The following is a 21,487-nucleotide window of genomic DNA, read 5'->3' as shown; positions in this document are numbered from 1 at the left end:
GGGGGGTGGCCTCCAGGCCTGCCGTCCGCACCGCCGCAGATGGCGACCCGGTCAGCTCAGGCGGGCGTCCGCCCCTTGCCCGGGGCGCCGGCGAAGACCTGGGCGATGGGGAGCCAGGCGGTCGCGGTGGGGCCGGTGGCGGTGAGGGCGAGGTCGTCGCGGTGGCGGCGCTGGGTCACCAGGAGGCAGAAGTCCAGGGCCGGGCCCGTCACCCGGTCCGTGGCGCCGTCCGGCCCGAAGGTCCACAGGCCGCCGTCGGGCGCGGTCAGTTCGAGCCGGACGGGCGACTCGGGGGCGGGCAGCCCGTGCAGGGTGAACGCGAAGCCGAGGGTGCGCAGCCCCAGGTGGGCGATGTGCCGCAGCCGGGCGGTGGGCTCGCGGGCGGCGCCGAGCGCGTCGGCGACGTCCTGGCCGTGCGCCCAGGTCTCCATCAGCCGGGCGGTGGCCATCGAGGCGGGCTTCATCGGCGGGCCGAACCACGGCAGCCGGGTGCCGGCCGGGGTGGCGGCCAGTGCGGCCGACACCTCCTCCCGGCCGGCGCGCCAGCGGGCGAGCAGGTCCGCGGGTGCGCCGGCCGCGCCGCCGGCCGCGCCCTCGTCCACCGGGTCGACGCCGGCGGCCGGCAGCGTGCCGAAACGCTCGTCGCGCGCGGCGGCGAAGCCGTCCGCGTCGCGCGCGGCCAGCGCCGTCCAGTCGTCGGTCCAGGCGAGGTGGGCGATCTGGTGCGCGATCGTCCAGCCCTCGGCGGGCGTCGGGCGCGCCCAGCCGGTCGGGTCCAGCCCGGCCACCAGGGCGTCCAGCGCCGCGCTCTCGGCCCGCAGGTCGTCCAGCAGCGCGGTCAGGACGTCCGCCGCGGGCGTCGTCGGGGCGTTCGGGTCCGTCATCGGTTTCCCTCCTTCCGGGTCCGGCGCGTTACCCGCCGGTAAGCCACGGCCGCACCCTACGCCCGGACCGGCCGCCGCGCCCGCCACTCCGTCGAAGACGCGGGGAACACCCACGTCAGCACTCTCGCCAGCGGCCGTGCCGCGTGTGACAATCTCGCGATGACAAGGGCGAAGACGGGCCCCGGGGCCGCGGACACCCTCACCACCCCGGCGCACCCGGACGATCCCGGGCTCGCCGCCCGCGCCGCCGAGTTGGTGCGGGACGCCGTGCTCGGCGACCTCGCGCGGCGGGTGGTGGCCGAGTGCGGGGCCGACGTCGGACTGGTCGGCGTGCCGCAGCCGTCGTCCGGGCCCCGGGAGAGCGATGCGGGCATGGTGCTGCGCCACTGGGCCGGCACCCGGGCCGACCTGCTGCACGACCGGGCCGTCCCGACCGGCACCGGCCTGGGCGGGCGGGCACTGGCCGAGCGGGCGCCCAGCTGGGTGCCCGACTACCGTGCCGCCACCACGATCTCGCACGACCACGACGCCGCCGTCAGCGCCGAGGACCTGTACGCGATGCTCACCGTGCCGCTGCTGCACGGCGACACCGTGTACGGCGTGGTGTACGCGTCGCTGCGCGCCGTCGTCCCGTTCGGGGACGTGCGGATCGCCGCCGTCGGCGAACTGGCCGCGACCGCGACCCGGGCCCTCGCGGGGGCGGCCGCCTGGCGGTCCGCGCCGCCCCGACGGGCCGCCCCCGTAAGGCCGTTGACCCCGCGCGAGCACGAGGTGCTGCGCTGGGCGGCGACCGGCCGGACCAACCCGGAGATCGCCGCCCGGCTGGGCCTCACCTGCAACACCGTGACGGGCTACCTGAAGTCCGCGATGCACAAGCTCGGTGTTCGCAACCGCACCGAACTCGCCCTGGCGGCGCGCGAGTCCGGCCTGGTCGACCGGTGAGCGCGCCCGGTCGGCCGGTGGGCGCGCCCGGTCGGCCGGTGGCGGGCCTCAGCCGACCTGCCGATCCCGCCCCGTCCAGTACGGCTCGCGCAGCCGGAACTTCTGTAGCTTCCCGGTGGCGGTCCGCGGCAGGGCCGCCCGGAACTCCACCGAGGTGGGCGACTTGTAGCCGGCCAGCCGCTGCTTGCAGTGCGCGATCAACTCGGCCTCGGTGACGGCCTCCTGGCCCTCTCGGAGGACCACCAGCGCCTTGACGGTCTCGCCCCACTTCTCGTGCGGCACTCCGATCACCGCGGCCTCGGCGACCGCCGGGTGGCCGTACAGGCAGTCCTCCACCTCGATCGAGGAGACGTTCTCCCCGCCGCTGATGATGACGTCCTTCTTCCGGTCCGAGATGGTCAGTTGGCCGTCCTGGCCGAGGACGCCGCCGTCGCCGGTGTGGAACCAGCCGTCCCGCAGGGCGTCGGCGGTGGCCGCGGGCTGCTGCCAGTAGCCGTCCAGCACGGTGTTGGAGCGCACCAGGACCTCGCCGGAGGCGTCGACCCGCAGTCGGGTGCCGAGCGCCGGGGCGCCCGCCTGCACCAGCTTCTCGGCCCGTTCGGCGGCGGGCAGGGCGTCCCACTCGGCGCGCGAGCGGTTGACCGTGACCGCCGGGGAGGTCTCGGTCAGGCCGTAGAGCTGCATGAACTCCCAGCCCAGCTCGGACTCGACCTGCTGCACCACCGAGGTCGGCGGCGGCGCGCCGGCCACCACGATCCGCACCCGGTCCCGGCCCGGCACCGGGCCGTCCCACTCGGCGGCCGCGTCCAGCACCATCTGGACCACGGCGGGCGCCCCGCTGAGGAAGGTCACCCCGTGCCGCTCGACCCGGCGCAGGATCTCCGCGCCGTCCACCTTGCGCAGCACGATGTGCCGGGCGCCGAGCCCGGTGAGGGCGAACGGCAGGCCCCAGCCGTTGGCGTGGAACATCGGCAGGGTGTGCAGGTAGACGTCCCGGTCGCCGACGCCGTAGTGCAGGCCCATCAGTACCGCGTTCAGCCAGATGTTGCGGTGGGTGAGCTGAACGCCCTTGGGGCGGGCGGTGGTTCCGCTGGTGTAGTTGATCGTGGCGGTGTCGTTCTCGGCGATCTCGTACCGCCGGGGGGAGTTGTCGAAGTCGTGCAGCAGCGCGTCGCTGTCCGCGCCGAGCACGAACTTGTGCTTGGCCGCCACCCCGTCCAGCGCGTCGGCGAGTTCGGGGTCGACCAGCAGGACGGACGCGCCGCTCTGCTCGACGATGTACGCCACCTCCTCGGCCTTCAGCCGGAAGTTCACCGGGACCAGCACCCGCCCGTGCCCGCTCACCCCGAACAGGGAGGTCAGCAGCCGGGCCGAGTTGTGCGACACGACGGCGACCCGCTCGCCCGGCCCGACACCCAGCCGGTCCAGCCCGGCCGCCTGCGCCCGGGCCAGTTCGGCGACCCGGCGGTAGCTCAGCTCGCCCCAGGATTCGGCCGGCTGCACCGGCTCGTCGACGATGCCGACCCGGTCGCCGTAGACCAGCTCGGCCCGGTCGAGGAAGTCCATCACGGAGAGTGGAATCTGCATGCGCCCACTGTCCTCTCCCGGCCGCCCGCCGGACACCCCCGATCGGGGGTGTCACCTGCGGAAGGGCGGAAGGAGAGTGAAAGTCGGGCGGAAGGAGAGCGAAAGTCGGGCGGAAGGGGCGGATTCCGTCTGCTGAGCCCGTCGCGAACAGACGGGTGGCCGATGTGGTGGGCTGGCCGGCCTCCTGCTGGGAAGATCGCAGCGAACGGCCACACACCCACGGGGAGAAGCACCATGAGCGACCGACGAGCCGGGCACCCTCCACGAGGCCGGGGGACTGCGGTGACCACCCCCGCCACCGCGCACCCGCGGGCCGAGGGCCTGCTGCTGCGCCCCTTCGAGGACGCGGACGCACCGGCCCTGATAGCGGCGTACCGGGACGAGACGCTGCGCCGCTTCACCCGCGTCCCGGTGGGGAACGCCGAGGAGGCCGCGCACTGGCTCGGGCTGCAGTACCGGGGCCGGGCGGAGGGCCGCCGGTACAGCTTCGCGGTGCTGGAGCCCGGCACGGGCGAACTGCTCGGCAACGTCGCGCTCAAGCGGGGCACCCCGGGCGGGGAGGCGGCCGAGGTGGGCTACTGGACGGCGGCCGCCGCCCGCGGCCGGGGGGTAGCCCCGCGCGCGGTGGTGGCGCTCACCGCCTGGGCCTTCGACGTGCTCGCCGACGACGGCCTGGTCCGGATCGACCTGCTGCACCAGGTGGACAACCCGGCCTCCTGCCGGGTCGCGGAGAAGAGCGGCTACGTCTTCCAGGAGGTGCTGACGGCCTTGCCGCCGGAGTTCCCGTCGGACGGTCACCGGCACTCCAGGAAAAGGCTGGACGGAACCGAACACGGCAGGTCAGAGTAGTCGGATGGGATCTCTGGTACGACACGTGACGATCGACTGCGCCGACCCGTACGGCCTCGCGCAGTTCTGGGCCCAGGCGCTGGACGGCACCCTGGCCGAGGACGACAACCCGGGCGACGAGGAGGCGGTGGTGCAGTCCGCCGGTGCCTCGCTGCTGTTCATCCGGGTGCCCGACGGCAAGTCGGTGAAGAACCGGGTCCACCTCGACCTCCAGCCGCAGGACCGCAGCCGGGACGAAGAGGTGGAGCGCCTGGTCGCGCTGGGCGCGACGGTGCTCGGCGACCACCGCACCCCGGACGGCAACGGCTGGGTCACCCTGGGCGACCCCGAGGGCAACGAGCTGTGCGTCGAGCGCAGCCAGGCCGAGCGCATCGCCACCAGCAACGCCTGAGCCAACGCCTGAGCCAACGTTTGGGCCAACGCCTGGGCCAACGCCTGAACGACCGGCCGCCGAGTCCACGAGGACCCGGTGGCCGTTCGGTTCGCCCCGCCAGGTGCACCCGTCACACGACAGGCCGATGTCTCGGGCCGTCGCAGTAGAACCGTCCGATAATCGAACCTGGCTGATGCCACGTCGCGGCGATTTTCCCCGACCCCGCCACCCGAGAGACAGGCAGGTACCCCATGGCCAGGATCGCCGTGATCGGCGCCAACGGCACCATCGGCAGCGCCGTCGTCGCGGAGGCGGCCGCGCGCGGGCACGAAGTCACCGCGGTGGTCCGCGACCCGGACCGCTACCGGGGTGAGGCGGCCTTCGTCGAACGCGCGGACGTCCTGGATCGGGCCCAGGTGGCCCGGGTGGCGGCCGGCCAGGACGTCCTGGTGAGCGCGGTCGGCGGCGGCGACGGCCCGGGCCACCTGGCGCTGATCGAGCCGGCCGCCCGGTCGCTGGTGGAGGGCCTGCGCTCGCTCGGCGACGCCGCACCCCGGCTGATCGCGGTCGGTGGCGCGGGCAGCCTGGAGACCGCGCCAGGGGTGCGGGTCTGGGACGCGCCGGGACTGCCGGAGCCGGTGCTGGAGATCATGCACGCGCACGGCGCGGCGCTGGACTACTACCGGGCGGTCTCCGACGTCCGCTGGACGGTGCTCAGCCCGGCCGCCGAGATCGGCCCGGGGGAGCGGACCGGCCGCTACCGGACGGGCCTGGAGCAGCTGCTCACGGATGCTGCCGGGCGCAGCCGGATCTCGGTGCCGGACTACGCGGTCGCCCTGGTCGACGAGGCCGAGCAGCCCGAGCACATCGGCGAGCGCTTCACCTGCTGCGCGCTGTGACTCTCGGTTACGGCGAGCCCGGTCAGCCCAGCTGGATCGACCGCTTGGCGAGCCCCATCCAGAACCCGTCGATGACGCTGCGCTGGCTGCCGAGGTCGGCCTCGCCGGCGCCGAGGGTGACGAAGAGCGGGGCGAAGTGCTCGGTGCGCGGGTGGGCGAGCCGCCCGGCGGGGGCCTTGCGCTCGAAGTCGAGCAGCGCGTCCAGGTCGTGGGCGTCCAGGGCGCGCCGGCCCCAGTCGTCGAACTCGGCCATCACCGAGCTGATCCGGCCGTCGTTGCTGAGCGCCCGCAGGTTGTGGGTGAAGAAGCCGCTGCCGACGATCAGCACGCCCTCGTCGCGCAGCGGGGCGAGCCGGCGGCCGATCTCCAGCAGTCGCTGCGGGTCGAGCGTGGGCATGGAGATCTGGAGGACGGGGACGTCGGCCTCCGGGAACATCTCCACCAGCGGGACGTACGCGCCGTGGTCGAGGCCGCGGTCGGGGATGTCCTGGACGGGCGTGCCGGGGGCGCGCAGCAGCTTGCGGACGCGGTCGGCGAGCGCCGGTGCGCCGGGAGCGGCGTACTGGACCTGGTAGTAGTGCTCGGGGAAGCCCCAGAAGTCGTACACCAGCGGCACGGTGGTGACGGCGCCGAGGGCGAGCGGTGCCTCCTCCCAGTGGGCGGAGACCATCAGGACGGCCTTGGGGCGGGGCAGGTCGGCGGACCAGGCGGCCAGTTCGCCGGGCCAGACCGGGTCGTCGGCGAGCGGCGGCGCGCCGTGCGAGAGGTACAGGGCGGGCATACGCTCGGGGGCCGCGGTGCTCATGGCGTCCTCCTCCTGGGTCGAACGGAACGGGTGGCTCAGAAGAGTAGTTCAAATTTGAACCTCTACTCGCCGACCGTACACCTTCGTTCGAATTTGAACAACAGGAGTAGGCTTCACCACATGTCCACACTGAACGAACCCCGCTGGCTGGACCAGGACGAGATGGCTGCCTGGCGGGGCTTCGTCGTCGCGAGCAACCTGCTCAACCGCCGACTGGAGCGCCAGCTCAAGGAGGACTCCGGCCTCTCGCACCAGCAGTACGAGATCCTGGTGCACCTGTCCGCCGCCCCGGCCCACGCGCTGCGGATGACCGAGCTCGCCGACAAGCTGGTCACCTCCAAGAGCGGCCTCACCTACCAGGTCACCCAGCTGGAGCGGATGGGCCTGGTCGCCCGCCGCTCCTGTCCCAGCGACGTGCGCGGCGTCATCGCCGAACTCACCGACCAGGGGCGGGAGTCGCTGCGGCAGGCCGCACCCGGGCACGTCGCCCTGGTCCGCGAGCTGCTGATCGACGTGCTCACCCGCGAGCAGTTGGCCGTGCTCGCCGAAAGCCTCGGCGAGGTCAGTGCCCGGCTGCGCCTCGACGACACACCCTGAAGCCCTGAATCCCGGCCCCGAGCCCCTCGGTCAGTCCCCCCGCGCCGCTCCCCGCAACAGCAACTGCCGCTCCCGTTCGGCGATCTACCGAGCCGGAGCCGGAGCCGGAGCCTGAGCCCGGGCCCGGGCCCGGGCCCGGGCCGGCTGCGGGGCGCAGAGCAGGGCGGTGGCGAAGCGCAGCGCGCCGGAGGCGTCGGCGGGCTGCCACCAGGCCAGGCCGGTGAGGGCGAGTGCGCCGGGCTGGAGGTAGCGGGCCGGGTCCTGGAGGTCGGTGGAGCTGAGCCCGGTGACCGGGCGGTCGAGCAGGTCCGGGGTGCCCCAGGCCAGGCGGATGTCCAGGTCGTCGAGGTGCAGCAGGTCGCCGACGATCATCTCTCGCTCATCTCGCTCTCGCTCTCGCTCGTGTGCGCCGCGCCCGGCCGTGCATCGTAAGTGCAAGGCCCAGGTGCTCATGGGCATCGTAAATGCAAGTCATGCGGCAGTGATTCTTCTTGTCGGATCATCCGGCGCGGGCCCCTCGGCGGGTGTGCGGAACCAGTCGTCCGCCCGATTGCGGTGCTGCTTCCATCGGTTTCCGCCGGCTTCGATCGGCCTCCGCCGGTGCGGGGCACGTCGAGGGCATGCCCGCCCATGACCTCGCAGCTGCTGGCGGAAAGCAGCTCCATGCATCGCAGATACCGCTGAAATCATCCTTTCGGTGCCGCAGCTGCGAATGCCCGGGCCCTCCCTCGGGTAACCCCCTCCCGGGTCGCGGCGGCGCGGCCCGGGAGGAGGGAGCACCATGACCCCGTCGAGCCCCACCGTCCGGTTGCACGGCCACTTCGACCGGCCCGCCGAGCTGTCGGTCGACCAACTGCGCGCCCTCCCCGCGCACCGCGTCGAGGTCAGCTTCGACTGCCTGGCCGAGGGCGAGCAGCGGCACGACTACGAGGGGCCCGCGCTCTGGGACGTGCTGTGCGCGGCCCGGCCCCGGATCGACTTCTCCGGCCGCAAGCAGCGGCTGCGCTTCCTGCTGTCGGTCAGCGGCGCGGACGGCCACCGGGCCGTCGTCTCCTGGGCCGAGATCGACCCCGACTTCGGCGGCCAGCGGATCCTGCTGGCCACCAGCATGGACGGCGCCCCGCTGGACGCCGCCGGCCCGCAGCTCGTCGTCCCCGACGACCACTGCGGCGCCCGCTACGTCAGCGGGGTCACGGCCGTGTGGCTCGGCCCGCTGGGTGAACCGGCGGCCTGAGCCCCGGCCGCGGGCGGGCCTTGTCCCCGCCCCGGGGCCCGCTGCCGCCGAGTGCTCCGCGGTGGAGCATCGTCGCTGCTCGGAGGGGGTGCGGGCGATCGCGGGGAATGCCGGAAAACAGCTCGCCGGATGCCTGTTTCCGTGCCAACATGCCCCATATGGGGACGATTCTGCACGGCACCCTGGTGACCCTCCGCACCGCCGACACCGACGACATCCCGGCGCTCGCGGCCATCCGCGGCACGCCCGAGGTGTTCGCCCGCTGGCGGGGCGGTGACGACCTCGCCGACGCCGTCGCCAGCGACCTGGAGGAGCCCGACACCGAGACCCTCGCCGTCGAGGTGGGCGGGAAGATCGTCGGCGCCATCCAGTGGTACGCCAACAACGACGACGAGTACCGGCACGCCGGCATCGACATCTACCTCGACCCGGAGGTCCACGGCGTCGGCCTCGGCACCGACGCCGTCCGCACGCTGGCCCGCCACCTCGTCGACCACCACCACTACCACCGGCTGATCATCGACCCGGCGGCCGACAACACGGCCGCGATCCGCTGCTACGCGAAGGTCGGCTTCCGCTCCGTCGGCACCATGCGCCAGTACGAGCGCGGCCCGGACGGCACCTGGCACGACAACCTGCTGATGGACCTCCTCGCGGACGAACTCCGCTGACCGGTGCGCCCGCGCGGTGGTGGGCGGCCCGGCAGCGGCTCGACCGAACCGGAGCGCGCGTGACGCGGAGTCAGATCGCGGCTGCGCCCGCGGTCGCCCGCTCCGGCGCCGGGCACCCGCAGGTGCGTCGCAGCACCAGCCGGGCCGGGAAGGTCCGCGCGCCGGTGGAGCGCCGCTCGGCCCCGCCGAGGACCAGGTCCACCGCGGCGCGGGCCATCTCGTCCTGCGCGGTCGCGACGGTGGTCAGCGCCGGGCCGGCGATCACCGCCTCGGCGATGTCGTCGAAACCGGCCACCGCGAGCTGCTCCGGCACCCGGATGCCCAGGTCGTCGGCGGCCCGCAGCAGGCCGATCGCCTGGTCGTCGGTCGTGCAGAACACGGCGGACGGCCGGTCGGGCCGGGCCAGCAGGGCGAGCGCCTCGGCGTGCGCCCGGACGCGGTCGAACGGCGCCGGCACCAGCCGCCCCTCGGTCGCCAGCCCGGCCTCGGCCAGCGCGGCGGCCCAGCCGGCCGTCCGCCCGGTGACCGGGTCGTGCGGGCTGAGCGCGAGGGTGCCGCCGAAGCAGTGCACCTCGGCGTGGCCGTGCCCGAGCAGGTGCCGGACCACCTCGCGGGCGCCGCCCTCGTCGTCCGCCACCACCGCGACGCCGTCGGCGGTCTCCGCCCGGTGGTGCAGCAGCACGACCGAGGTGCCGTCGCCCACGTCGAAGCCGGTGAGCCCGGGGGTGGCCGGGTCCTGGGTGACCAGGATCAGCCCGTCGACCTGCATGCCGAGGAACGCGCGGATGTAGTGCGCCTCGCGCTCGTCCACGTAGTCGGAGTTGCCGATCAGCAGGAGCCGGCCGTGGTCGGCGGCGGCCTGCTCGACGGCGTGCGCGAGCCCGGCGAAGAACGGCTGGCGGGCGTCCGGCACGACCATGCCGAGCAGGTTGGTCCGCCGCCGTGCCATCGCCTGGGCGACCCGGTTGGGGCGGTAGCCGAGCTCCTCGACCGCCGCGAGCACCCGCGCCCGGGTCGCGGGCGCCACCGGCCGCGGCCCGTCGTTGATCACATAACTCACGACCGCCGTGGACGTCCCCGCCACCCGCGCCACATCGTCCCGTGTCACCCTCGCCATGCCCGCGAGCCTACACAGCGCCTCCGACGGCTCCGGGCTGCCGTCGCCGCCGGACGCCCGCCGCGGTCAGTACGTGTGGTCCGCGGTGATGTCCGCCGAGAGGCCGAGGGCCTGTTCGGCGGGTCGCCCGCGCAGCGCCAGCAGGGTCTGGGCCAGCGCGTCGACGGCGGCCAGGTGGGCGAGCCGGCTGGCCGTGGTCTCCAGGCCGAAGACCAGGTCCTGCCCGCCCGCGACCAGGGTGTGGGTGGCCGTCTCGGTGAGCGGTGAGCGGGCGTAGCTGGTGAGCGCGACCACGGCCGCCCCGGCCGCCCTGGCCCGGCGCGCGGCGTCGATCACCAGCGGGGTGGCGCCGCCGTGGCTGACCGCGAAGCAGACGCCGCCGGGCGGGAGCTGGGCGGCGGCCAGCTGGGCGGTGAGCGGGTCGGCGGGGGCGTCGACGCGCAGGCCGAGCGCGCGCAGCCGGTAGGCGAGGTCGAGCACCACCGCGCCGGACAGTCCGGAGCCGACCAGTACCACCTGGCCGGCGCCGGCCAGCACCTCGGCGGCCGCCCGCAGGTCGTCGGCGCTGAGCGTGGCGGTGATCCCGTCCAGGGCCGCGCGGGCGGCCCGCAGGGTGTCGGCGAGGGCCCGGGCGGCCGGGTCGCGCGTGTCGTCGGCGGGGGCCGGGGCCGTGGCGGGGGAGTGCCGGGCGGCGGCGATCTTCAGCTCCTGGTAGCCGCGGAAGCCGAGCCGCTGGCAGGCCCGGACCACGGAGGAGGGGGCGGTGCCGGCCAGCGCGGCGACGTCGCTGACGCTCAGGTGCACCAGGCCGGCGCCCCGGTCGAGCACCACCTCGGCCACCCGCGCCTCGGCGCCGCGCAGGTCGCCGAGCCGGGCCCGGATCCGCGCGGCGAGCTGGGACTCCAGGGGCGTCATGTCGGAATGTCCTTCCATGGCGCTAGGGTAGCGTGGAATTCGGTTCCAGGCCGTGCCGGGTCGCCGGAAGGCCGTCGGAGGGGAGCTTCGCCATGCCCGAGATCGTGCCGGCCGTGCCGGTGGCCGTGCTCGCCGCGGCCGTGCTGCACGCCGTCTGGAACGGCCTGGCCCACCGGATCGCGGACAAGCTGGTCGGCTTCGCGCTGATCAACCTGACCTACACCGCGTGCGCGCTCGTCCTGGTGCTGCTCAACCCGCTGCCGGCGGCCTCGTCCTGGCCGTACCTGCTGGCCTCGGTCGCCGTCCAGACGACGTCGACGGTCCTGCTGCTACGCGCCTACCAGCTGGGCGACTTCGGGCAGATGTACCCGATCGCGCGCGGCTCGGCGCCGTTGCTGGTGGCCCTGCTGTCGGCCACCGTGCTCGGTCAGCACCCGGGCGCGGGCGAGCTGCTGGGCGTGGTGGTGATCTCCTGCGGCCTGATCGGGCTGGCCTTCGCCAAGGGCGTCCCGGGGCGGGCGCAACTGCCCGCGCTCGGGGCCGCCGCCGGGACGGGCGTGATGATCGCCGTCTACACGGTGCTGGACGGCAGCGGCGTCCGGCACGCCGGGACGGTCGGCGGCTATGTGGCCTGGCTGTTCCTGTTGCAGGGGCCGACGCTCGCGCTGATCGCCTGGGCCCGGCGCGGCCGTTCGCTGCTGACCGGGGTCGGCAAGGTGGTGCCGGTGGGGATCGCGGGAGGCGTGCTCTCGCTGACGGCCTACGGCCTGGTGGTGTGGGCGCAGTCCAGGGGGGACTTGGCGACGATCGCGGCGCTGCGCGAGACGAGCATCGTGATCGCCGCCCTGATCGCCACCGTGGTGTTCCGCGAGCGGCTCGGCCGTCTGCGGCTGAGCGCCAGCCTCACCGTGTTGGCCGGGATAGCCGTCCTGGAGCTGGCCCGGCCGTAGGCCCTGTCCGGCCGATCGCGGGCCGATCCCCCGAGACCGGCCGGACAGGGCGCGGTGGCCGTCAGCCCTTCTCCGGCACGATCACGGTCAGCGCGGTGCTCAGCAGCTCGAAGCCCAGGGACTCGTAGAGCCGGCGGGCCGGGTTGCCGTCGGTGACGGCCAACTGCACCTCGACGAGCCCGCGTTCGGTGGCGTCGGCGAGGGCGCGGCGCAGCAGGTCCGCGCCGAGGCCCCGGTAGCCGAGCTCCGGGTGCCGGAAGACGTCGGCGATCCACGGCAGGCCGCCGCGGTCGGTGAGGACGATCCCGGCCACCACCCGGTCCTGCGCGTCCACGGCGAGCAGGCTGGACGGCAGCACCGGCCCGATGACCTCGCCGGCGAGCAGCGGGGCGATCCGCTCCGCCAGCGCCTGCCGGTCGTCGCCCGCGAAGTGGTCCGGGTGCCCCGGGGCGAACGCGGCCCGCCAGGCCTCGAACAGGTCCTCGGGTGCGCGGTCGCAGGGCACGGCCCGCAGGCCGCCGCGCAGCGGGGCCCCGGCCCAGTCGGCGGGCGGCGGGTCGGCGACCAGGTCGCGCCGCATGGCGTGGGCGTGCCGGAGCACGGTGGCGCCGTGCTCCAGCAGGGCGAGGCCGAACTCGGGCGTCCCGGAGACCACCCACCCGGCCATCTCGGTGCGCACGAACTCCACCGGGTCGATGCCGCCGGTCTCGTCCACCACCTCCAGCAGGTCGGCCCAGGGCCGACCCTCCCGCTCGCCCGGGAGGTAGCGCACCACCGGTACGCCCTCGCCGTTACGCCCGATCATCAAATCCGCCTCGGTCACACCAAGCCCCATTCGTACGGTCGTTCGTCCGCCGTCATGGTCGACGAGAGCGCTCCCGGAGGCAACTGAATTGTCAGGCCACCACCGCGGCCCGGACACAGAGCACGTCCGGCAGGTGGGAAGTCAGCAACGACCAGCTCTCGCCCTCGTCGTGGCTGCCGTAGACGTCGCCGGTCCGGTTGCCGAAGTAGATCCCGGCCGGTTCGGCGTCGTCGGTGCGCAGCGCGTCGCGCAGCACGATGCCGTAGTGGTCCTCGCCGGGCAGGCCGTCGGCGAGCGGCTGCCAGCTGGTGCCGCCGTCGGTGGTGCGGAAGACCCGGCAACGGCGGTCGGGCGGGATGCGGTCGTCCCCGCCGCCGAGCGGGAACAGGTAGGCGGTGTCGCCCCGGCGCGGGTGGGCGGCGACGGCGAAGCCGAACGCGGCGGGCAGCCCGTCGGCGACGGAGTGCCAGCTCGCGCCCCAGTCGTCGCTGCGGTAGACACCGCCGTGGTTCTGCAGGTACAGCCGGTCGGGGTCGACGGGGTCGGGGGCGATCTTGTGCACGCACTGGCCGAACTCGGGGTACTGGCCCTCCTCCGGGAGGAACTCGGCGCGCAGGCCGGTGTTGGCGGGCTCCCAGCTGTCGCCGCCGTCCTTGCTGCGGTAGACGCCGCCGGTGGAGACGGCGACCAGCAGCCGCTGCGGGTCGCGGGGGTCGGTGACGACGGTGTGCAGGCCCTGGCCGCCGTAGCCGGCGCCCCAGTCGGTCCGGTGCGGGTGGTTCCAGAGCGACTCGACCAGGCGGAAGGTCTCGCCGCCGTCCTCGGAGCGGAACAGCGCTGCGGGCTCGGTGCCCGCGTAGACGACGCCGGGGGCCTCCGGGCCGGCCGGCTGGAGCTGCCAGACCCGGGTGAGTGAGGCGCCGGTGGCTTCGGGGAAGCGGATCGCCGGCTGCGGCGGCTCGTACCAGGTGGCGCCGAGGTCGTCGGAGCGCCAGACGGAAGGCCCCCAGTGGCTGCTGTCGGCGCCGACCAGCAGCCGGGTGCGGCCGTCGCGGCGGTCGATGGAGACGGAGTAGACCGCGTTCATCCGGAAGTGCGGCCCGCTGAACTCCCAGTCCAGCCGGTCGCGGCTGCGGCCGAGAAAGAGGCCCTTCTCGGTTCCGACGGCCAACAGCACTTCGGTCATGCCCCACACCACCTGGTGACGAGTACGGCCCCCCGGGACGGCCCCCGGCGCCCAGTGTCCCGCCGTCCACCGGCGGCCACATCTCGCCGCGCCCGATCACCCGAAAGGCCCGCTCACCCGGAAGGCCCGCTCACCCGGAAGGCCCGTCCGTCCGGCTCACCCGTCCGTCCGGCTCACCCCCGGCAGCCCTCCAGCAGCCGCAGCCACACCTCGCTGATCGTCGGGTAGGAGGGCACGGCGTGCCAGAGCCGGTCGATCGGCACCTCGCCGACCACGGCGACGGTCGCCGAGTGCAGCAGTTCGGCGACCCCGGGGCCGACCAGGCAGGCGCCGACCAGCACCTCGCGGTCCAGGTCGAAGACCACCCGGGCCCGGCCGCGGTAGTGGTCGCCGTACAGCGAGGCCCCGGCGACGGCGCCGAAGTCGTGGTCGACGGCCTTGACCCGCAGACCGGCCCCCTCGGCCGCCGCCAGGGTCAGCCCGACGGCGGCGACCTCCGGATGGGTGAACACGACCTGCGGCGCGCCCGCGCTGTCGGCCGACGCGGCGTGCGCGCCCCAGCGGGAGGTGTCCAGCGCACGCCCCTGGGCGCGGGCCACGATCGCCGCGCCCGTGATCCGGGCCTGGTACTTGCCCTGGTGGGTGAGCAGCGCCCGGTGGTTGACGTCCCCGGCGGCGTACAGCCACTCGCCGTCGACGCCGAGCACGGTGCAGCTGTCGTCCACCTCCAGCCAGCCGCCCGGCTTCAGCCCGACCTGCTCCAGCCCGACGTCGGCGGTGCGCGGGGCCCGTCCGGTCGCGTACAGCACCTCGTCCACGGTCAGCCGCTCGCCGCCACCGAGCGTCAGGACCGCCGGCCCGGCGCCGTCCGCCCGCTCCAGCGCGGTGGCCTCCGTCCCGAACCGGAGGTCCACCCCGGCCTCGCGCAGGCCCTCCGCGACCAGCTCGCCCGCGAACGGTTCCATCCGCGGCAGCAGGTGGTCGCCGCGCACCAGCAGCACCACCTCGGTGCCGAGCGCCTGCCAGGCGGTCGCGAGCTCCACCCCGACCACGCCGCCGCCGACCACCGCCAGCCGCCCGGGCACGGCCGGAGCGGCGGTCGCCTCCCGGTTGGTCCACGGGTGGGCCTCCGCCAGCCCCGGCACGCCCGTGGGCAGCACCGGACGGCTGCCGGTGCACACGGCGACGGCGTGCCGGGCGGTGAGCACCCGTTCGGTGCCGTCCTCGGCCTCCACGGTGACGGTCCGTACGCCCGCCAGCCGGCCGTGGCCGCGCACCAGCTCGATGCCGTTGTCCCGCAGCCACTGCACCTGGCCGTCGTCGTTCCAGTGCGAGGTGAAGGAGTCCCGCCGGGCCAGCACCGCGGCCGGGTCCAGCCGCCGGCCGCCGACCGCCTCCCGGGAGCCGGCCACCGCGCGGGCGTCGGCCAGCGCGGCCACCGGGCGCAGCAGCGCCTTGCTCGGCATGCAGGCCCAGTACGAGCACTCGCCGCCGACCAGTTCGGCCTCCACGACCACCGTGCGCAGCCCGGCGGAGGCCGTCCGGTCGGCGACGTTCTCGCCGGTCGGGCCGCCCCCCAGGACGATGACGTCGTACTCCTCGGCGCTGCTGGTCATACCCGGTCCTCCGTGGTGTCGATGGCCACCCCGGCCCGCAGGGCGAGGGTGACGGGCGTGTGGTCGCGGACGTCGAGCAGCCGGGCGCGCCGGGCGTCGGCCGGCGCGGCGGTGAGGGCGCCGGTGAGGGCGACCTTCCGGGAGGTCGGCCCGCGGCTGCCGTTCGTCTCGTACCCGAGCCTGACCCGAACGGCCTCCGGCGGCCACTTCTCGCGCTCCGCGTGCATCCGCAGGGGCCCGCCTTCCCGTGGGATCCGGCTCCCGGCCGGACGGGCGCCGGGCCGCGTGCCCGGCGCCGTGCCCATCCTGCGACGCCGGCGGGGCTTCGCGCAGTCGAACCCGCCGACGGGCCCGAGCCGAGGGCGGGTGGGAGCCGAGGGCGGTTCAGAGCGCCGCGAGCTCGGCCAGCACCGCCGCCGTGTCGGCCGGGCGGGAGAACATCGGCCAGTGCCCGGTGGGCAGTTCGCGCAGCTCCCGGTTCGGCCCGGCGAGCCCGGCGAACCACGGGTGCCCGGCCGTGATCATCGCCTGCACCTGGGCGAGCGGGAAGGAACAGGTCACCAGCGCCTGCGGCAGCGCCGCCGAGGCGCCCGTCAGCCGCAGCCGGTCCCGGTACGCCCCGGCCGGGTGCGGGGTGGCCCGCTCGCGGATCCGGGCGAGCGCGGCCTCGTCCAGGCCCTCCACGTCGGCGCCGTCGGCGGCGAGGTCGGCCCAGGAGGGCATCGGGAGACGGCCGTCGACCACCGAGGCATCAGCCGCCGTGCGGTGGTCGGGCTGCCAGAGGTCGTACAGCGAACCGCCGTCGGTCATCGGGCCGCTGTCCAGGTAGACCACCCGGCGGATCCGCTCCGGCATCCGGTCCGCGATACCGCCGGCCGGGGCGCAGGCACCGCTGTGCGCGACCAGCACCACCTCCCACAGGTCCTCGCGGACCAGCAGGTCGGCCAGCGCGGCGATGTGCTCCGCCAGCCCGATCGGCTCGGCCTCGCCCGCGCGCTCCGCCAGCCCGGGCAGGGTCACGGGGTGCCCGGCGGCACGCAGCGGCGCGGCGACCTCGTCCCAGGCCCAGGCGCCGAGCCAGAAACCGGGGACCAGTACGAACGTGCTCATGGTGGGTCGCTCCTCGCGGTCGGGCGGGATCTCCGTCGCGGACGACTCCAGGACCGACCCCGGCCGGACTTCGCCCGGTTTTCCGAGCGACCGGGCCCGGGGAGCGCGACTCCCCGGGCCCTCGGACGAACGGACGCCCGGACGCGTCAGGCCTGGCCCCCGGCCGCCTGCTCCTGCGCCACCTTGCGCTTCACCTCGGCCATGTCCAGGTCCCTGGCCTGGCCGATCAGGTCCTCGAACACCGACTCCGGCAGCGCACCGGCCTGCGAGAAGACGAGCACGCCCTCACGGATGATCGCCAGTGTGGGGATCGACTGGATCCCGAACGCGGCGGCCAGCTCCTGCTGCGCCTCGGTGTCCACCTTGGCGAAGACGAGGTCCGTGTGGCGCTCGGCCGCCTTCTCGTACACCGGGGCGAACTGGCGGCACGGCCCGCACCACCCGGCCCAGAAGTCGATGAAGACGAAGTCCTGGCCGTCCGGACCCGGGACGATGTCGTCGAAGTTCTCCTTGGTCAGCTCGACCGTGTTGCTCATCTCGCGATTCCTTCCCTTCCGGAGGCGGCGCTACCGATCACGTGCTCGCGACAACCGTGCGCCCCGACGGGGTATTCCGGAGCCGCGCGCCGGTGGCCGCCTCTGCCGGCAGCTGCCCGCGCCGGTTCAGCGCCCGGGCGCCGCTCACGGCGTGGAGCGGAAACCCCACGGGTGGGAGACCTCGTACGCCGCCAGCCGCTCGATCCGGGCCGGCCCCTGCACGCCGGGCCAGCGCGGGTTCGGCGTGCCGTCGCCGATCAGGTGCTCCCGTCGCCAGATGCCGTTCCAGCCGACCCGCAGGGCGGGCTCGAAGCTGTGCCACCGCCCGCACGGGCACGGCTGCCGCACCCAGGCGCAGGTCCGGCAGAGTTCGGCCAGGCCGTGGCCGGTCGAGCGCGACAGCACCGGCTCCTCGTCCCCGCAGGCCGGGCAGCCGGGCAGTTCGGCGCCGTCCAGCAGCGCGTTCTGCCGCCGGACGTAGTCGGGCAGCCGCAGCGGCGGGTGGAGGAAGGGGTCCGCCCGCCAGGCCGCGTCCGGTGCGCCCCACCAGGGGCGGTTCCACCACACCGGCTCGGGCGGTTGCCGCCGCCCGGCCCGCTTCTCCGCCCGGCGCCGCGCCGCGTACTCCTGCGCCCCGGCCAGCCACAGGACCCGTGCCTCGTGCAGTTCCTCCACGGCCCGCACCAGCGAGTCCGGGTCGGCCTCCAGCAGCCGGGGCATCCGGGCGCTGAGCGTGAGGTGGTGGTAGGTGGCCCGGAAGCCGTACGGCGCGAAGCAGGTCAGGCAGGTCCGCAGGGCGTTGAACCGCCGGCGCGCCGGCAGCCGCTCGTCGTGCACCCGGGCCCGGTGGGTCAGGAAGCTGGTCACGGCTGCCCCGCGGTGACGTCGGGGGCCGGCTGGGTGCGCATCACCGGGTGATCATGCCGGACGGCCCGCCCGGCGGGCCAAGGCATTACCCCGCGTCCGCCGCGATCCGGGCCAGGACCCGGCCGCAGCGCCGGGCGAAGGCCCGCTGCGCGAGCGGCAGCAGCGGCCCCGCCAGCCGGGCGTACCAGGCGACCGGGCGGCTGAAGGCGGTCACGCTGAACCAGACCGCCCCGTCCGCCTCCAGCTCGACCAGGAACGTCTCCTCGCCGCGGGCCAGATGGCCGGCCCGGGTGCCGTAGGTGAAGCCGTACCGGTCCGGGCCGTCGACGGTGGCCAGCACCCGGTTGGGGGCGCCGGCCCGGAGCGGGCCGACGCCGATCGCGCAGTGCACCGCGACGCCGGGGGCGGCCCGGTCCGCGTCGGCGTCGATCCGCACGCCGGCCAGCCGGTGCATCCGCCAGCCGAGCAGGGCGGCCCCGGCCACCTCCAGGGCGGGGCGGCCCCGGCCGACGAGCGCCCGGTGGCGCAGGTGGCGGTACCCGCCGGGCAGGTGGCCGGTGGCGCTGGCGCCCTGCTCCGGGTAGCTGAGGTCGGTCATCGGTGGTCCTCCGTGGTGGTGATCCGGCGCCAGGCGAGCAGCGAGCAGAGCGCGAAGCCGAGCGCGTTGCCGACGCCGTGGGTGGCGGCCATCCAGGCCAGGGTGGGGTGGGGGAGCCCGGACGCCTGTCCGAGGGCCCACCACAGGGCGAGCAGCATGGTGAGGGCGAGGACGGCCGAGGAGGCGGTGAGCAGCCGGGCGGTGACCGGGTCGGCGGCGCGCGGCCGCAGGTCGCGCCAGGTGACCAGGCCGACCAGCCACATCCCGGTGGTGAGCACGCAGGCCCCGGCGAACTGGACCCAGGTGCCGAGGAAGTACCCGGCGAGCACCAGCAGCGTCCCGGCCGGCACGCTGAGCGCGGCGCAGCGGGCGGCGCCGGAACCCGTCCGGGCGCTGCGGCAGACCAGCCCGGCGACGAGGGCGGCGGTGAAGCCGGCGTAGTGGAAGTGCGGGACGGTCAGCGCCAGGACGTGCGGTTCGAAGCCGAACAGCGGGTAGCCGGAGCGCTCGGCGACCAGGGCGGTGCCGGCCACCGCCGGGGCGGCGAGCGCGGTGAGGACGGCGAGTTCGGCGGGCGCGAGCGAGCGGGTCCGGCGCAGCCGCAGCGGCGCGTGGAGGGCGACGGCCAGGGTGCCGAGCGCGTAGAGGGCGGCGCTGCCGGTGGCGAGGCCGCCGCGCGGGAGCCAGAGCGAGAGCGCGCCGGGGACGGCGGCGAGCGGCCAGAGCCGGCGGACGCGGGCGAGGCCGGGTTCGCCGATCAGGGCGAGGCCGAGCGGGACGACGGCGCCCATACCGAGCAGGACCAGCAGGTTCACCAGCTCCGTCGTGCCCTTGCCCATGCCGGAAGCACCTCCTTGAACGCGTTCAAATCTTGGTCGTCGACGACTCTACGCCGCAGAGTTGAACGCGTTCAACTTGCCCCCGGTCCGCCTGCCCTGGTGTTCACGGTGGGTGCGGCGCACTCTGGAGGAGTAACCGATGGAGGTGATCCGCCATGCAGACTCTGGTCGGTTGGCACATCGAGATGGAGTTCCGCGAGGACGGCCCGCGCACGACCGCCGCGGCCATGCTGCGGCTGCGCGACGGCAGGGAACTACGGGCCCACGGCTACAGCAGCCGCCACCCCTCGGACCCGGAACAGCTTCGGGTCGGCGAGGAGATCGCGGGGGCCAGAGCCCTCAACGACCTGGCCTCGCAGCTGCTCACCAAGGCCCACGGCGAGATCCAGGAGGTCAGCCCGGTCCCGACCCACCCGTTGACGTGAGCGCCCCGCACCCGGACGGCGGCCACGCCGGCGGCCGGGAGCACCGTCCGCGCATCCCGCTGATCTGCCCGCGCTGCGGGCACGAACAGCGGGTCGTGCCCGGCGGCCCCGACCGGGCGGTCAGGGTCGTGCACCTGGCGACGGGCCGGGAGGCGTGCGAACCCGGGGACCTGGCGAAGGCGCCGGACGACGGGCCCTGACAGCGCTCCCCGGCAACACGCGAACGCTTCACCACGCGAACGGCGCCGGGGGCCGGGCACGTCCGTGCCCGGCCCCCGGCGCCACCGGGCCGCCCGACGGGGTCAGTTGACGCAGTACGTCGTCGGCAGCTGCCACTCGGGCCCGACCAGCCGCTGCTCCAGCTCGTTGAGCGTGATCCGGATGCCGACCGTCCCGGCCAGCCCGACCCGGAACCGGCTGCGGGCCAGCGCGATCAGCGCCGTCAGGCCGTACTTGTTGATCAGCGAGGTGCGGTAGCGGGCGGTGTCGTCCGGGTCGCAGAGCCGTGCGCGGGCCGGCACCGGCCGCCCGGTCGGGCGCCCGTGGGAGTCGCACGGGCCGACCAGTACCCGGGGGTGGCGCCGGATCCGTTCGGCCTCGCCGGAGTGGGCCGGGGTCCAGACGCCGAGCGCCGTGCCGTCGGGCACCACCCAGATCTGCGAGTCCTGGCGGGTGCCGTCCTCGCCGAAGGTGGTGAGCAGGAGGTATCTGTTGTCGGCGAGCTGGTCGGATCGGTCGTGCATCTGTCCTCCCTCTGGCGTGGGGACCGGGGTCGTGGGTCAGCGCCCGTGGCCCTCGGTGATCTCGCGGTACTCCTCGGCGGTGGGCTTGGCGATCCGGGCGTGTTCGCCGTGGAATCCGCGGGACAGCCGGGCGCGGGTGCGGGTGAGCACGCCCGCGCTCCGGGCGACTCCATTCTCGTCGAAGGGGGCCGGCAGTTCGAGGGGGCGGGGCTGCCCGTGTGCCGTGAGCCGGTGCAGTTCGGCGGGCGCGAGCCCGGCGTGCACCTCGGTGAACTCGCCGTGCGGCAGGCGCTCGACGACGCCGGTCTCGCGTCCGTGCAGCACCTTGTCGCGGTCGCGGCGCTGGAGGCCGAGGCACCAGCGCTTGGTGATGACGAAGACGGCCACCGGGACGGCGAAGAAGCCGATCCGCACCGCGTAGGTGATGGTGTCGAGCGACAGGTGCAGATGGGTGGCGATGAGGTCGTTGCCGCCGCCGGCCAGCATCACCAGGTAGAGGCTGATCCAGGCGGCGCCGAGCGCGGTGCGGACGGGCGCGTTGCGCGGCCGGTCCAGCAGGTGGTGTTCGCGCTTGCCGTCGGTCACCCAGCTCTCGATGAACGGGTGGATCGCGATCGCGCCGAGGATCACCGGGAACAGCGTGAACGGGATCAGCACGCCGAGGTTGAGGGTGTGCCCCCAGAGCCCGACCTCCCAGCCGGGCATCACCCGGATCAGGCCTTCGGAGAAGCCCATGTACCAGTCGGGCTGGGCGTCGGTGGATACCTGGTCGGGGCGGTAGGGGCCGTACGCCCAGATCGGGTTGATGGTGGCGATCGCCGAGATGGCGGCGATCAGACCGAATACCAGGAAGAAGAAGCCACCGGCCTTGGCCATGTAGACCGGCATCAGCGGCATGCCGACGACGTTCTTCTCGGTCTTGCCCGGGCCCGCCCACTG

The 21,487-nt window shown here is 74.9% G+C and carries 26 protein-coding genes and 1 pseudogene; 10 read left to right on the top strand and 17 right to left on the bottom strand.

The features are described 5' to 3' along the window. Positions 1–56 precede the first annotated feature (56 nt). Positions 57–884, bottom strand: coding sequence for a TIGR03084 family metal-binding protein (locus ACIO9K_RS31090; protein WP_400334886.1), 828 nt, complete (start codon positions 882–884; stop codon positions 57–59). A 159-nt stretch (positions 885–1,043) separates the two neighbouring features. On the opposite strand from ACIO9K_RS31090, the gene ACIO9K_RS31085 reads away from it, so the two are divergent. After that, on the top strand, positions 1,044–1,826 hold the full coding sequence (locus tag ACIO9K_RS31085) for a LuxR C-terminal-related transcriptional regulator (protein ID WP_400334884.1): 783 nt from the start codon (positions 1,044–1,046) through the stop codon (positions 1,824–1,826). A 48-nt stretch (positions 1,827–1,874) separates the two neighbouring features. On the opposite strand, the gene ACIO9K_RS31080 is transcribed toward ACIO9K_RS31085, so the two are convergent. Then, entirely contained in the window at positions 1,875–3,413 is a 1,539-nt protein-coding gene (locus tag ACIO9K_RS31080; RefSeq protein ID WP_363585658.1) for an AMP-binding protein, read from the bottom strand. A gap of 234 nt (positions 3,414–3,647) precedes the next feature. Here ACIO9K_RS31080 and ACIO9K_RS31075 point away from each other — a divergent pair, with 234 nt between their 5' ends. The 3 genes from ACIO9K_RS31075 (at position 3,648) to ACIO9K_RS31065 (ending at position 5,534) form a co-directional block, all read left to right on the top strand. After that, positions 3,648–4,262, top strand: coding sequence for a GNAT family N-acetyltransferase (locus ACIO9K_RS31075; protein WP_400334882.1), 615 nt, complete (start codon positions 3,648–3,650; stop codon positions 4,260–4,262). Between the two features lie 4 nt (positions 4,263–4,266). Next, positions 4,267–4,653: a VOC family protein gene (locus ACIO9K_RS31070; protein ID WP_400334880.1), complete on the top strand. Its 387-nt coding sequence runs from the start codon at positions 4,267–4,269 to the stop codon at positions 4,651–4,653. A gap of 233 nt (positions 4,654–4,886) precedes the next feature. Continuing rightward, positions 4,887–5,534 carry an NAD(P)H-binding protein gene (locus tag ACIO9K_RS31065; protein ID WP_363626204.1) on the top strand — a complete coding sequence of 216 codons (648 nt, stop codon included), beginning with the start codon at positions 4,887–4,889 and terminating at the stop codon, positions 5,532–5,534. Between the two features lie 22 nt (positions 5,535–5,556). Here ACIO9K_RS31065 and ACIO9K_RS31060 read toward each other — a convergent pair whose 3' ends face one another. Beyond that, a complete protein-coding gene (locus tag ACIO9K_RS31060; protein ID WP_400334878.1) occupies positions 5,557–6,339 on the bottom strand; it encodes a dioxygenase in 783 nt (260 codons plus the stop codon). A gap of 129 nt (positions 6,340–6,468) precedes the next feature. On the opposite strand from ACIO9K_RS31060, the gene ACIO9K_RS31055 reads away from it, so the two are divergent. Next, positions 6,469–6,936 carry a MarR family winged helix-turn-helix transcriptional regulator gene (locus ACIO9K_RS31055; RefSeq protein WP_063350998.1) on the top strand — a complete coding sequence of 156 codons (468 nt, stop codon included), beginning with the start codon at positions 6,469–6,471 and terminating at the stop codon, positions 6,934–6,936. Between the two features lie 84 nt (positions 6,937–7,020). Here ACIO9K_RS31055 and ACIO9K_RS31050 read toward each other — a convergent pair whose 3' ends face one another. Beyond that, complete coding sequence (locus ACIO9K_RS31050; protein WP_400334876.1) at positions 7,021–7,308, bottom strand: hypothetical protein; 288 nt, start codon at positions 7,306–7,308, stop codon at positions 7,021–7,023. A 409-nt stretch (positions 7,309–7,717) separates the two neighbouring features. Here ACIO9K_RS31050 and ACIO9K_RS31045 point away from each other — a divergent pair, with 409 nt between their 5' ends. Continuing rightward, complete coding sequence (locus ACIO9K_RS31045; RefSeq protein WP_063346982.1) at positions 7,718–8,170, top strand: molybdopterin-dependent oxidoreductase; 453 nt, start codon at positions 7,718–7,720, stop codon at positions 8,168–8,170. A gap of 158 nt (positions 8,171–8,328) precedes the next feature. After that, a complete protein-coding gene (locus ACIO9K_RS31040) occupies positions 8,329–8,841 on the top strand; it encodes a GNAT family protein (RefSeq protein WP_363585651.1) in 513 nt (170 codons plus the stop codon). 70 nt (positions 8,842–8,911) lie between these two features. Here the strand turns inward: ACIO9K_RS31040 and ACIO9K_RS31035 are convergent, their stop codons facing one another. Both ACIO9K_RS31035 and ACIO9K_RS31030 read right to left on the bottom strand, forming a co-directional pair. Continuing rightward, positions 8,912–9,958 carry a LacI family DNA-binding transcriptional regulator gene (locus tag ACIO9K_RS31035; RefSeq protein WP_063346980.1) on the bottom strand — a complete coding sequence of 349 codons (1,047 nt, stop codon included), beginning with the start codon at positions 9,956–9,958 and terminating at the stop codon, positions 8,912–8,914. Positions 9,959–10,024: 66 nt separating this feature from the next. Beyond that, complete coding sequence (locus ACIO9K_RS31030) at positions 10,025–10,891, bottom strand: MurR/RpiR family transcriptional regulator (RefSeq protein WP_363626210.1); 867 nt, start codon at positions 10,889–10,891, stop codon at positions 10,025–10,027. A gap of 74 nt (positions 10,892–10,965) precedes the next feature. Here ACIO9K_RS31030 and ACIO9K_RS31025 point away from each other — a divergent pair, with 74 nt between their 5' ends. After that, on the top strand, positions 10,966–11,823 hold the full coding sequence (locus ACIO9K_RS31025) for a DMT family transporter (protein WP_363626212.1): 858 nt from the start codon (positions 10,966–10,968) through the stop codon (positions 11,821–11,823). A 61-nt stretch (positions 11,824–11,884) separates the two neighbouring features. Here the strand turns inward: ACIO9K_RS31025 and ACIO9K_RS31020 are convergent, their stop codons facing one another. The 9 genes and pseudogenes from ACIO9K_RS31020 to ACIO9K_RS30980 form a co-directional block, all read right to left on the bottom strand. After that, entirely contained in the window at positions 11,885–12,628 is a 744-nt protein-coding gene (locus ACIO9K_RS31020) for a GNAT family N-acetyltransferase (protein WP_400334873.1), read from the bottom strand. 91 nt (positions 12,629–12,719) lie between these two features. Continuing rightward, positions 12,720–13,814, bottom strand: coding sequence for a WD40/YVTN/BNR-like repeat-containing protein (locus ACIO9K_RS31015; protein ID WP_400334871.1), 1,095 nt, complete (start codon positions 13,812–13,814; stop codon positions 12,720–12,722). 173 nt (positions 13,815–13,987) lie between these two features. After that, positions 13,988–15,430 carry a dihydrolipoyl dehydrogenase family protein gene (locus tag ACIO9K_RS31010; protein WP_400334869.1) on the bottom strand — a complete coding sequence of 481 codons (1,443 nt, stop codon included), beginning with the start codon at positions 15,428–15,430 and terminating at the stop codon, positions 13,988–13,990. Continuing rightward, positions 15,427–15,657, bottom strand: a complete 231-nt coding sequence (locus tag ACIO9K_RS31005; RefSeq protein ID WP_363626220.1) for a hypothetical protein — start codon at positions 15,655–15,657, stop codon at positions 15,427–15,429. The genes ACIO9K_RS31010 and ACIO9K_RS31005 overlap by 4 nt, the downstream gene beginning before the upstream one ends. 157 nt (positions 15,658–15,814) lie before the next feature. Then, positions 15,815–16,540 (bottom strand): alpha/beta fold hydrolase, encoded by a 726-nt coding sequence (locus ACIO9K_RS31000; protein ID WP_400334867.1) that lies wholly within the window; start codon positions 16,538–16,540, stop codon positions 15,815–15,817. Positions 16,541–16,686: 146 nt separating this feature from the next. After that, positions 16,687–17,088: pseudogene (locus tag ACIO9K_RS30995) on the bottom strand (thioredoxin family protein); the annotation flags it as partial. A gap of 132 nt (positions 17,089–17,220) precedes the next feature. Next, positions 17,221–17,943: a hypothetical protein gene (locus ACIO9K_RS30990; protein WP_400334865.1), complete on the bottom strand. Its 723-nt coding sequence runs from the start codon at positions 17,941–17,943 to the stop codon at positions 17,221–17,223. A gap of 85 nt (positions 17,944–18,028) precedes the next feature. Further along, positions 18,029–18,541, bottom strand: a complete 513-nt coding sequence (locus ACIO9K_RS30985; protein ID WP_363626225.1) for a DUF1990 domain-containing protein — start codon at positions 18,539–18,541, stop codon at positions 18,029–18,031. Further along, the gene (locus tag ACIO9K_RS30980) at positions 18,538–19,380 is read right to left on the bottom strand and encodes a YndJ family protein (protein ID WP_363626227.1); all 843 of its coding nucleotides are present in this window, start codon (positions 19,378–19,380) and stop codon (positions 18,538–18,540) included. The genes ACIO9K_RS30985 and ACIO9K_RS30980 overlap by 4 nt, the downstream gene beginning before the upstream one ends. Before the next feature lie 155 nt (positions 19,381–19,535). On the opposite strand from ACIO9K_RS30980, the gene ACIO9K_RS30975 reads away from it, so the two are divergent. Together ACIO9K_RS30975 and ACIO9K_RS30970 are read left to right on the top strand one after the other, a co-directional pair. Further along, the gene (locus ACIO9K_RS30975; RefSeq protein WP_063346968.1) at positions 19,536–19,805 is read left to right on the top strand and encodes a DUF1876 domain-containing protein; all 270 of its coding nucleotides are present in this window, start codon (positions 19,536–19,538) and stop codon (positions 19,803–19,805) included. Then, a complete protein-coding gene (locus ACIO9K_RS30970) occupies positions 19,802–20,005 on the top strand; it encodes a hypothetical protein (protein WP_363626229.1) in 204 nt (67 codons plus the stop codon). The genes ACIO9K_RS30975 and ACIO9K_RS30970 overlap by 4 nt, the downstream gene beginning before the upstream one ends. Positions 20,006–20,107: 102 nt before the next feature. On the opposite strand, the gene ACIO9K_RS30965 is transcribed toward ACIO9K_RS30970, so the two are convergent. Both ACIO9K_RS30965 and ACIO9K_RS30960 read right to left on the bottom strand, forming a co-directional pair. After that, complete coding sequence (locus tag ACIO9K_RS30965) at positions 20,108–20,548, bottom strand: PPOX class F420-dependent oxidoreductase (RefSeq protein ID WP_363585638.1); 441 nt, start codon at positions 20,546–20,548, stop codon at positions 20,108–20,110. Between the two features lie 36 nt (positions 20,549–20,584). Continuing rightward, positions 20,585–21,487: cytochrome b N-terminal domain-containing protein (locus tag ACIO9K_RS30960; RefSeq protein WP_400334862.1), on the bottom strand; the 903-nt coding region annotated here is incomplete at its 5' end.

It is taken from the genome of Kitasatospora sp. NPDC087271, assembly GCF_044744605.1.
Lineage (GTDB): Bacteria > Actinomycetota > Actinomycetes > Streptomycetales > Streptomycetaceae > Kitasatospora.
This window is presented reverse-complemented; position numbering and strand designations above follow the sequence as displayed.

Coding starts and splice junctions, on each gene's coding strand:
- ACIO9K_RS31010 (WP_400334869.1), bottom strand. CDS start 15,430: ATGACCAGCAGCGCCGAGGAGTACGACGTCATCGTCCTGGGGGGCGGC.
- ACIO9K_RS31015 (WP_400334871.1), bottom strand. CDS start 13,814: ATGACCGAAGTGCTGTTGGCCGTCGGAACCGAGAAGGGCCTCTTTCTC.
- ACIO9K_RS30975 (WP_063346968.1), top strand. CDS start 19,536: ATGCAGACTCTGGTCGGTTGGCACATCGAGATGGAGTTCCGCGAGGAC.
- ACIO9K_RS30980 (WP_363626227.1), bottom strand. CDS start 19,380: ATGGGCAAGGGCACGACGGAGCTGGTGAACCTGCTGGTCCTGCTCGGT.
- ACIO9K_RS31035 (WP_063346980.1), bottom strand. CDS start 9,958: ATGGCGAGGGTGACACGGGACGATGTGGCGCGGGTGGCGGGGACGTCC.
- ACIO9K_RS31060 (WP_400334878.1), bottom strand. CDS start 6,339: ATGAGCACCGCGGCCCCCGAGCGTATGCCCGCCCTGTACCTCTCGCAC.
- ACIO9K_RS31030 (WP_363626210.1), bottom strand. CDS start 10,891: ATGGAAGGACATTCCGACATGACGCCCCTGGAGTCCCAGCTCGCCGCG.
- ACIO9K_RS31085 (WP_400334884.1), top strand. CDS start 1,044: ATGACAAGGGCGAAGACGGGCCCCGGGGCCGCGGACACCCTCACCACC.
- ACIO9K_RS31025 (WP_363626212.1), top strand. CDS start 10,966: ATGCCCGAGATCGTGCCGGCCGTGCCGGTGGCCGTGCTCGCCGCGGCC.
- ACIO9K_RS30985 (WP_363626225.1), bottom strand. CDS start 18,541: ATGACCGACCTCAGCTACCCGGAGCAGGGCGCCAGCGCCACCGGCCAC.
- ACIO9K_RS31075 (WP_400334882.1), top strand. CDS start 3,648: ATGAGCGACCGACGAGCCGGGCACCCTCCACGAGGCCGGGGGACTGCG.
- ACIO9K_RS31040 (WP_363585651.1), top strand. CDS start 8,329: ATGGGGACGATTCTGCACGGCACCCTGGTGACCCTCCGCACCGCCGAC.
- ACIO9K_RS31020 (WP_400334873.1), bottom strand. CDS start 12,628: ATGATCGGGCGTAACGGCGAGGGCGTACCGGTGGTGCGCTACCTCCCG.
- ACIO9K_RS31000 (WP_400334867.1), bottom strand. CDS start 16,540: ATGAGCACGTTCGTACTGGTCCCCGGTTTCTGGCTCGGCGCCTGGGCC.
- ACIO9K_RS31090 (WP_400334886.1), bottom strand. CDS start 884: ATGACGGACCCGAACGCCCCGACGACGCCCGCGGCGGACGTCCTGACC.
- ACIO9K_RS31065 (WP_363626204.1), top strand. CDS start 4,887: ATGGCCAGGATCGCCGTGATCGGCGCCAACGGCACCATCGGCAGCGCC.
- ACIO9K_RS30965 (WP_363585638.1), bottom strand. CDS start 20,548: ATGCACGACCGATCCGACCAGCTCGCCGACAACAGATACCTCCTGCTC.
- ACIO9K_RS31050 (WP_400334876.1), bottom strand. CDS start 7,308: ATGATCGTCGGCGACCTGCTGCACCTCGACGACCTGGACATCCGCCTG.
- ACIO9K_RS31045 (WP_063346982.1), top strand. CDS start 7,718: ATGACCCCGTCGAGCCCCACCGTCCGGTTGCACGGCCACTTCGACCGG.
- ACIO9K_RS31005 (WP_363626220.1), bottom strand. CDS start 15,657: ATGCACGCGGAGCGCGAGAAGTGGCCGCCGGAGGCCGTTCGGGTCAGG.
- ACIO9K_RS31070 (WP_400334880.1), top strand. CDS start 4,267: ATGGGATCTCTGGTACGACACGTGACGATCGACTGCGCCGACCCGTAC.
- ACIO9K_RS31080 (WP_363585658.1), bottom strand. CDS start 3,413: ATGCAGATTCCACTCTCCGTGATGGACTTCCTCGACCGGGCCGAGCTG.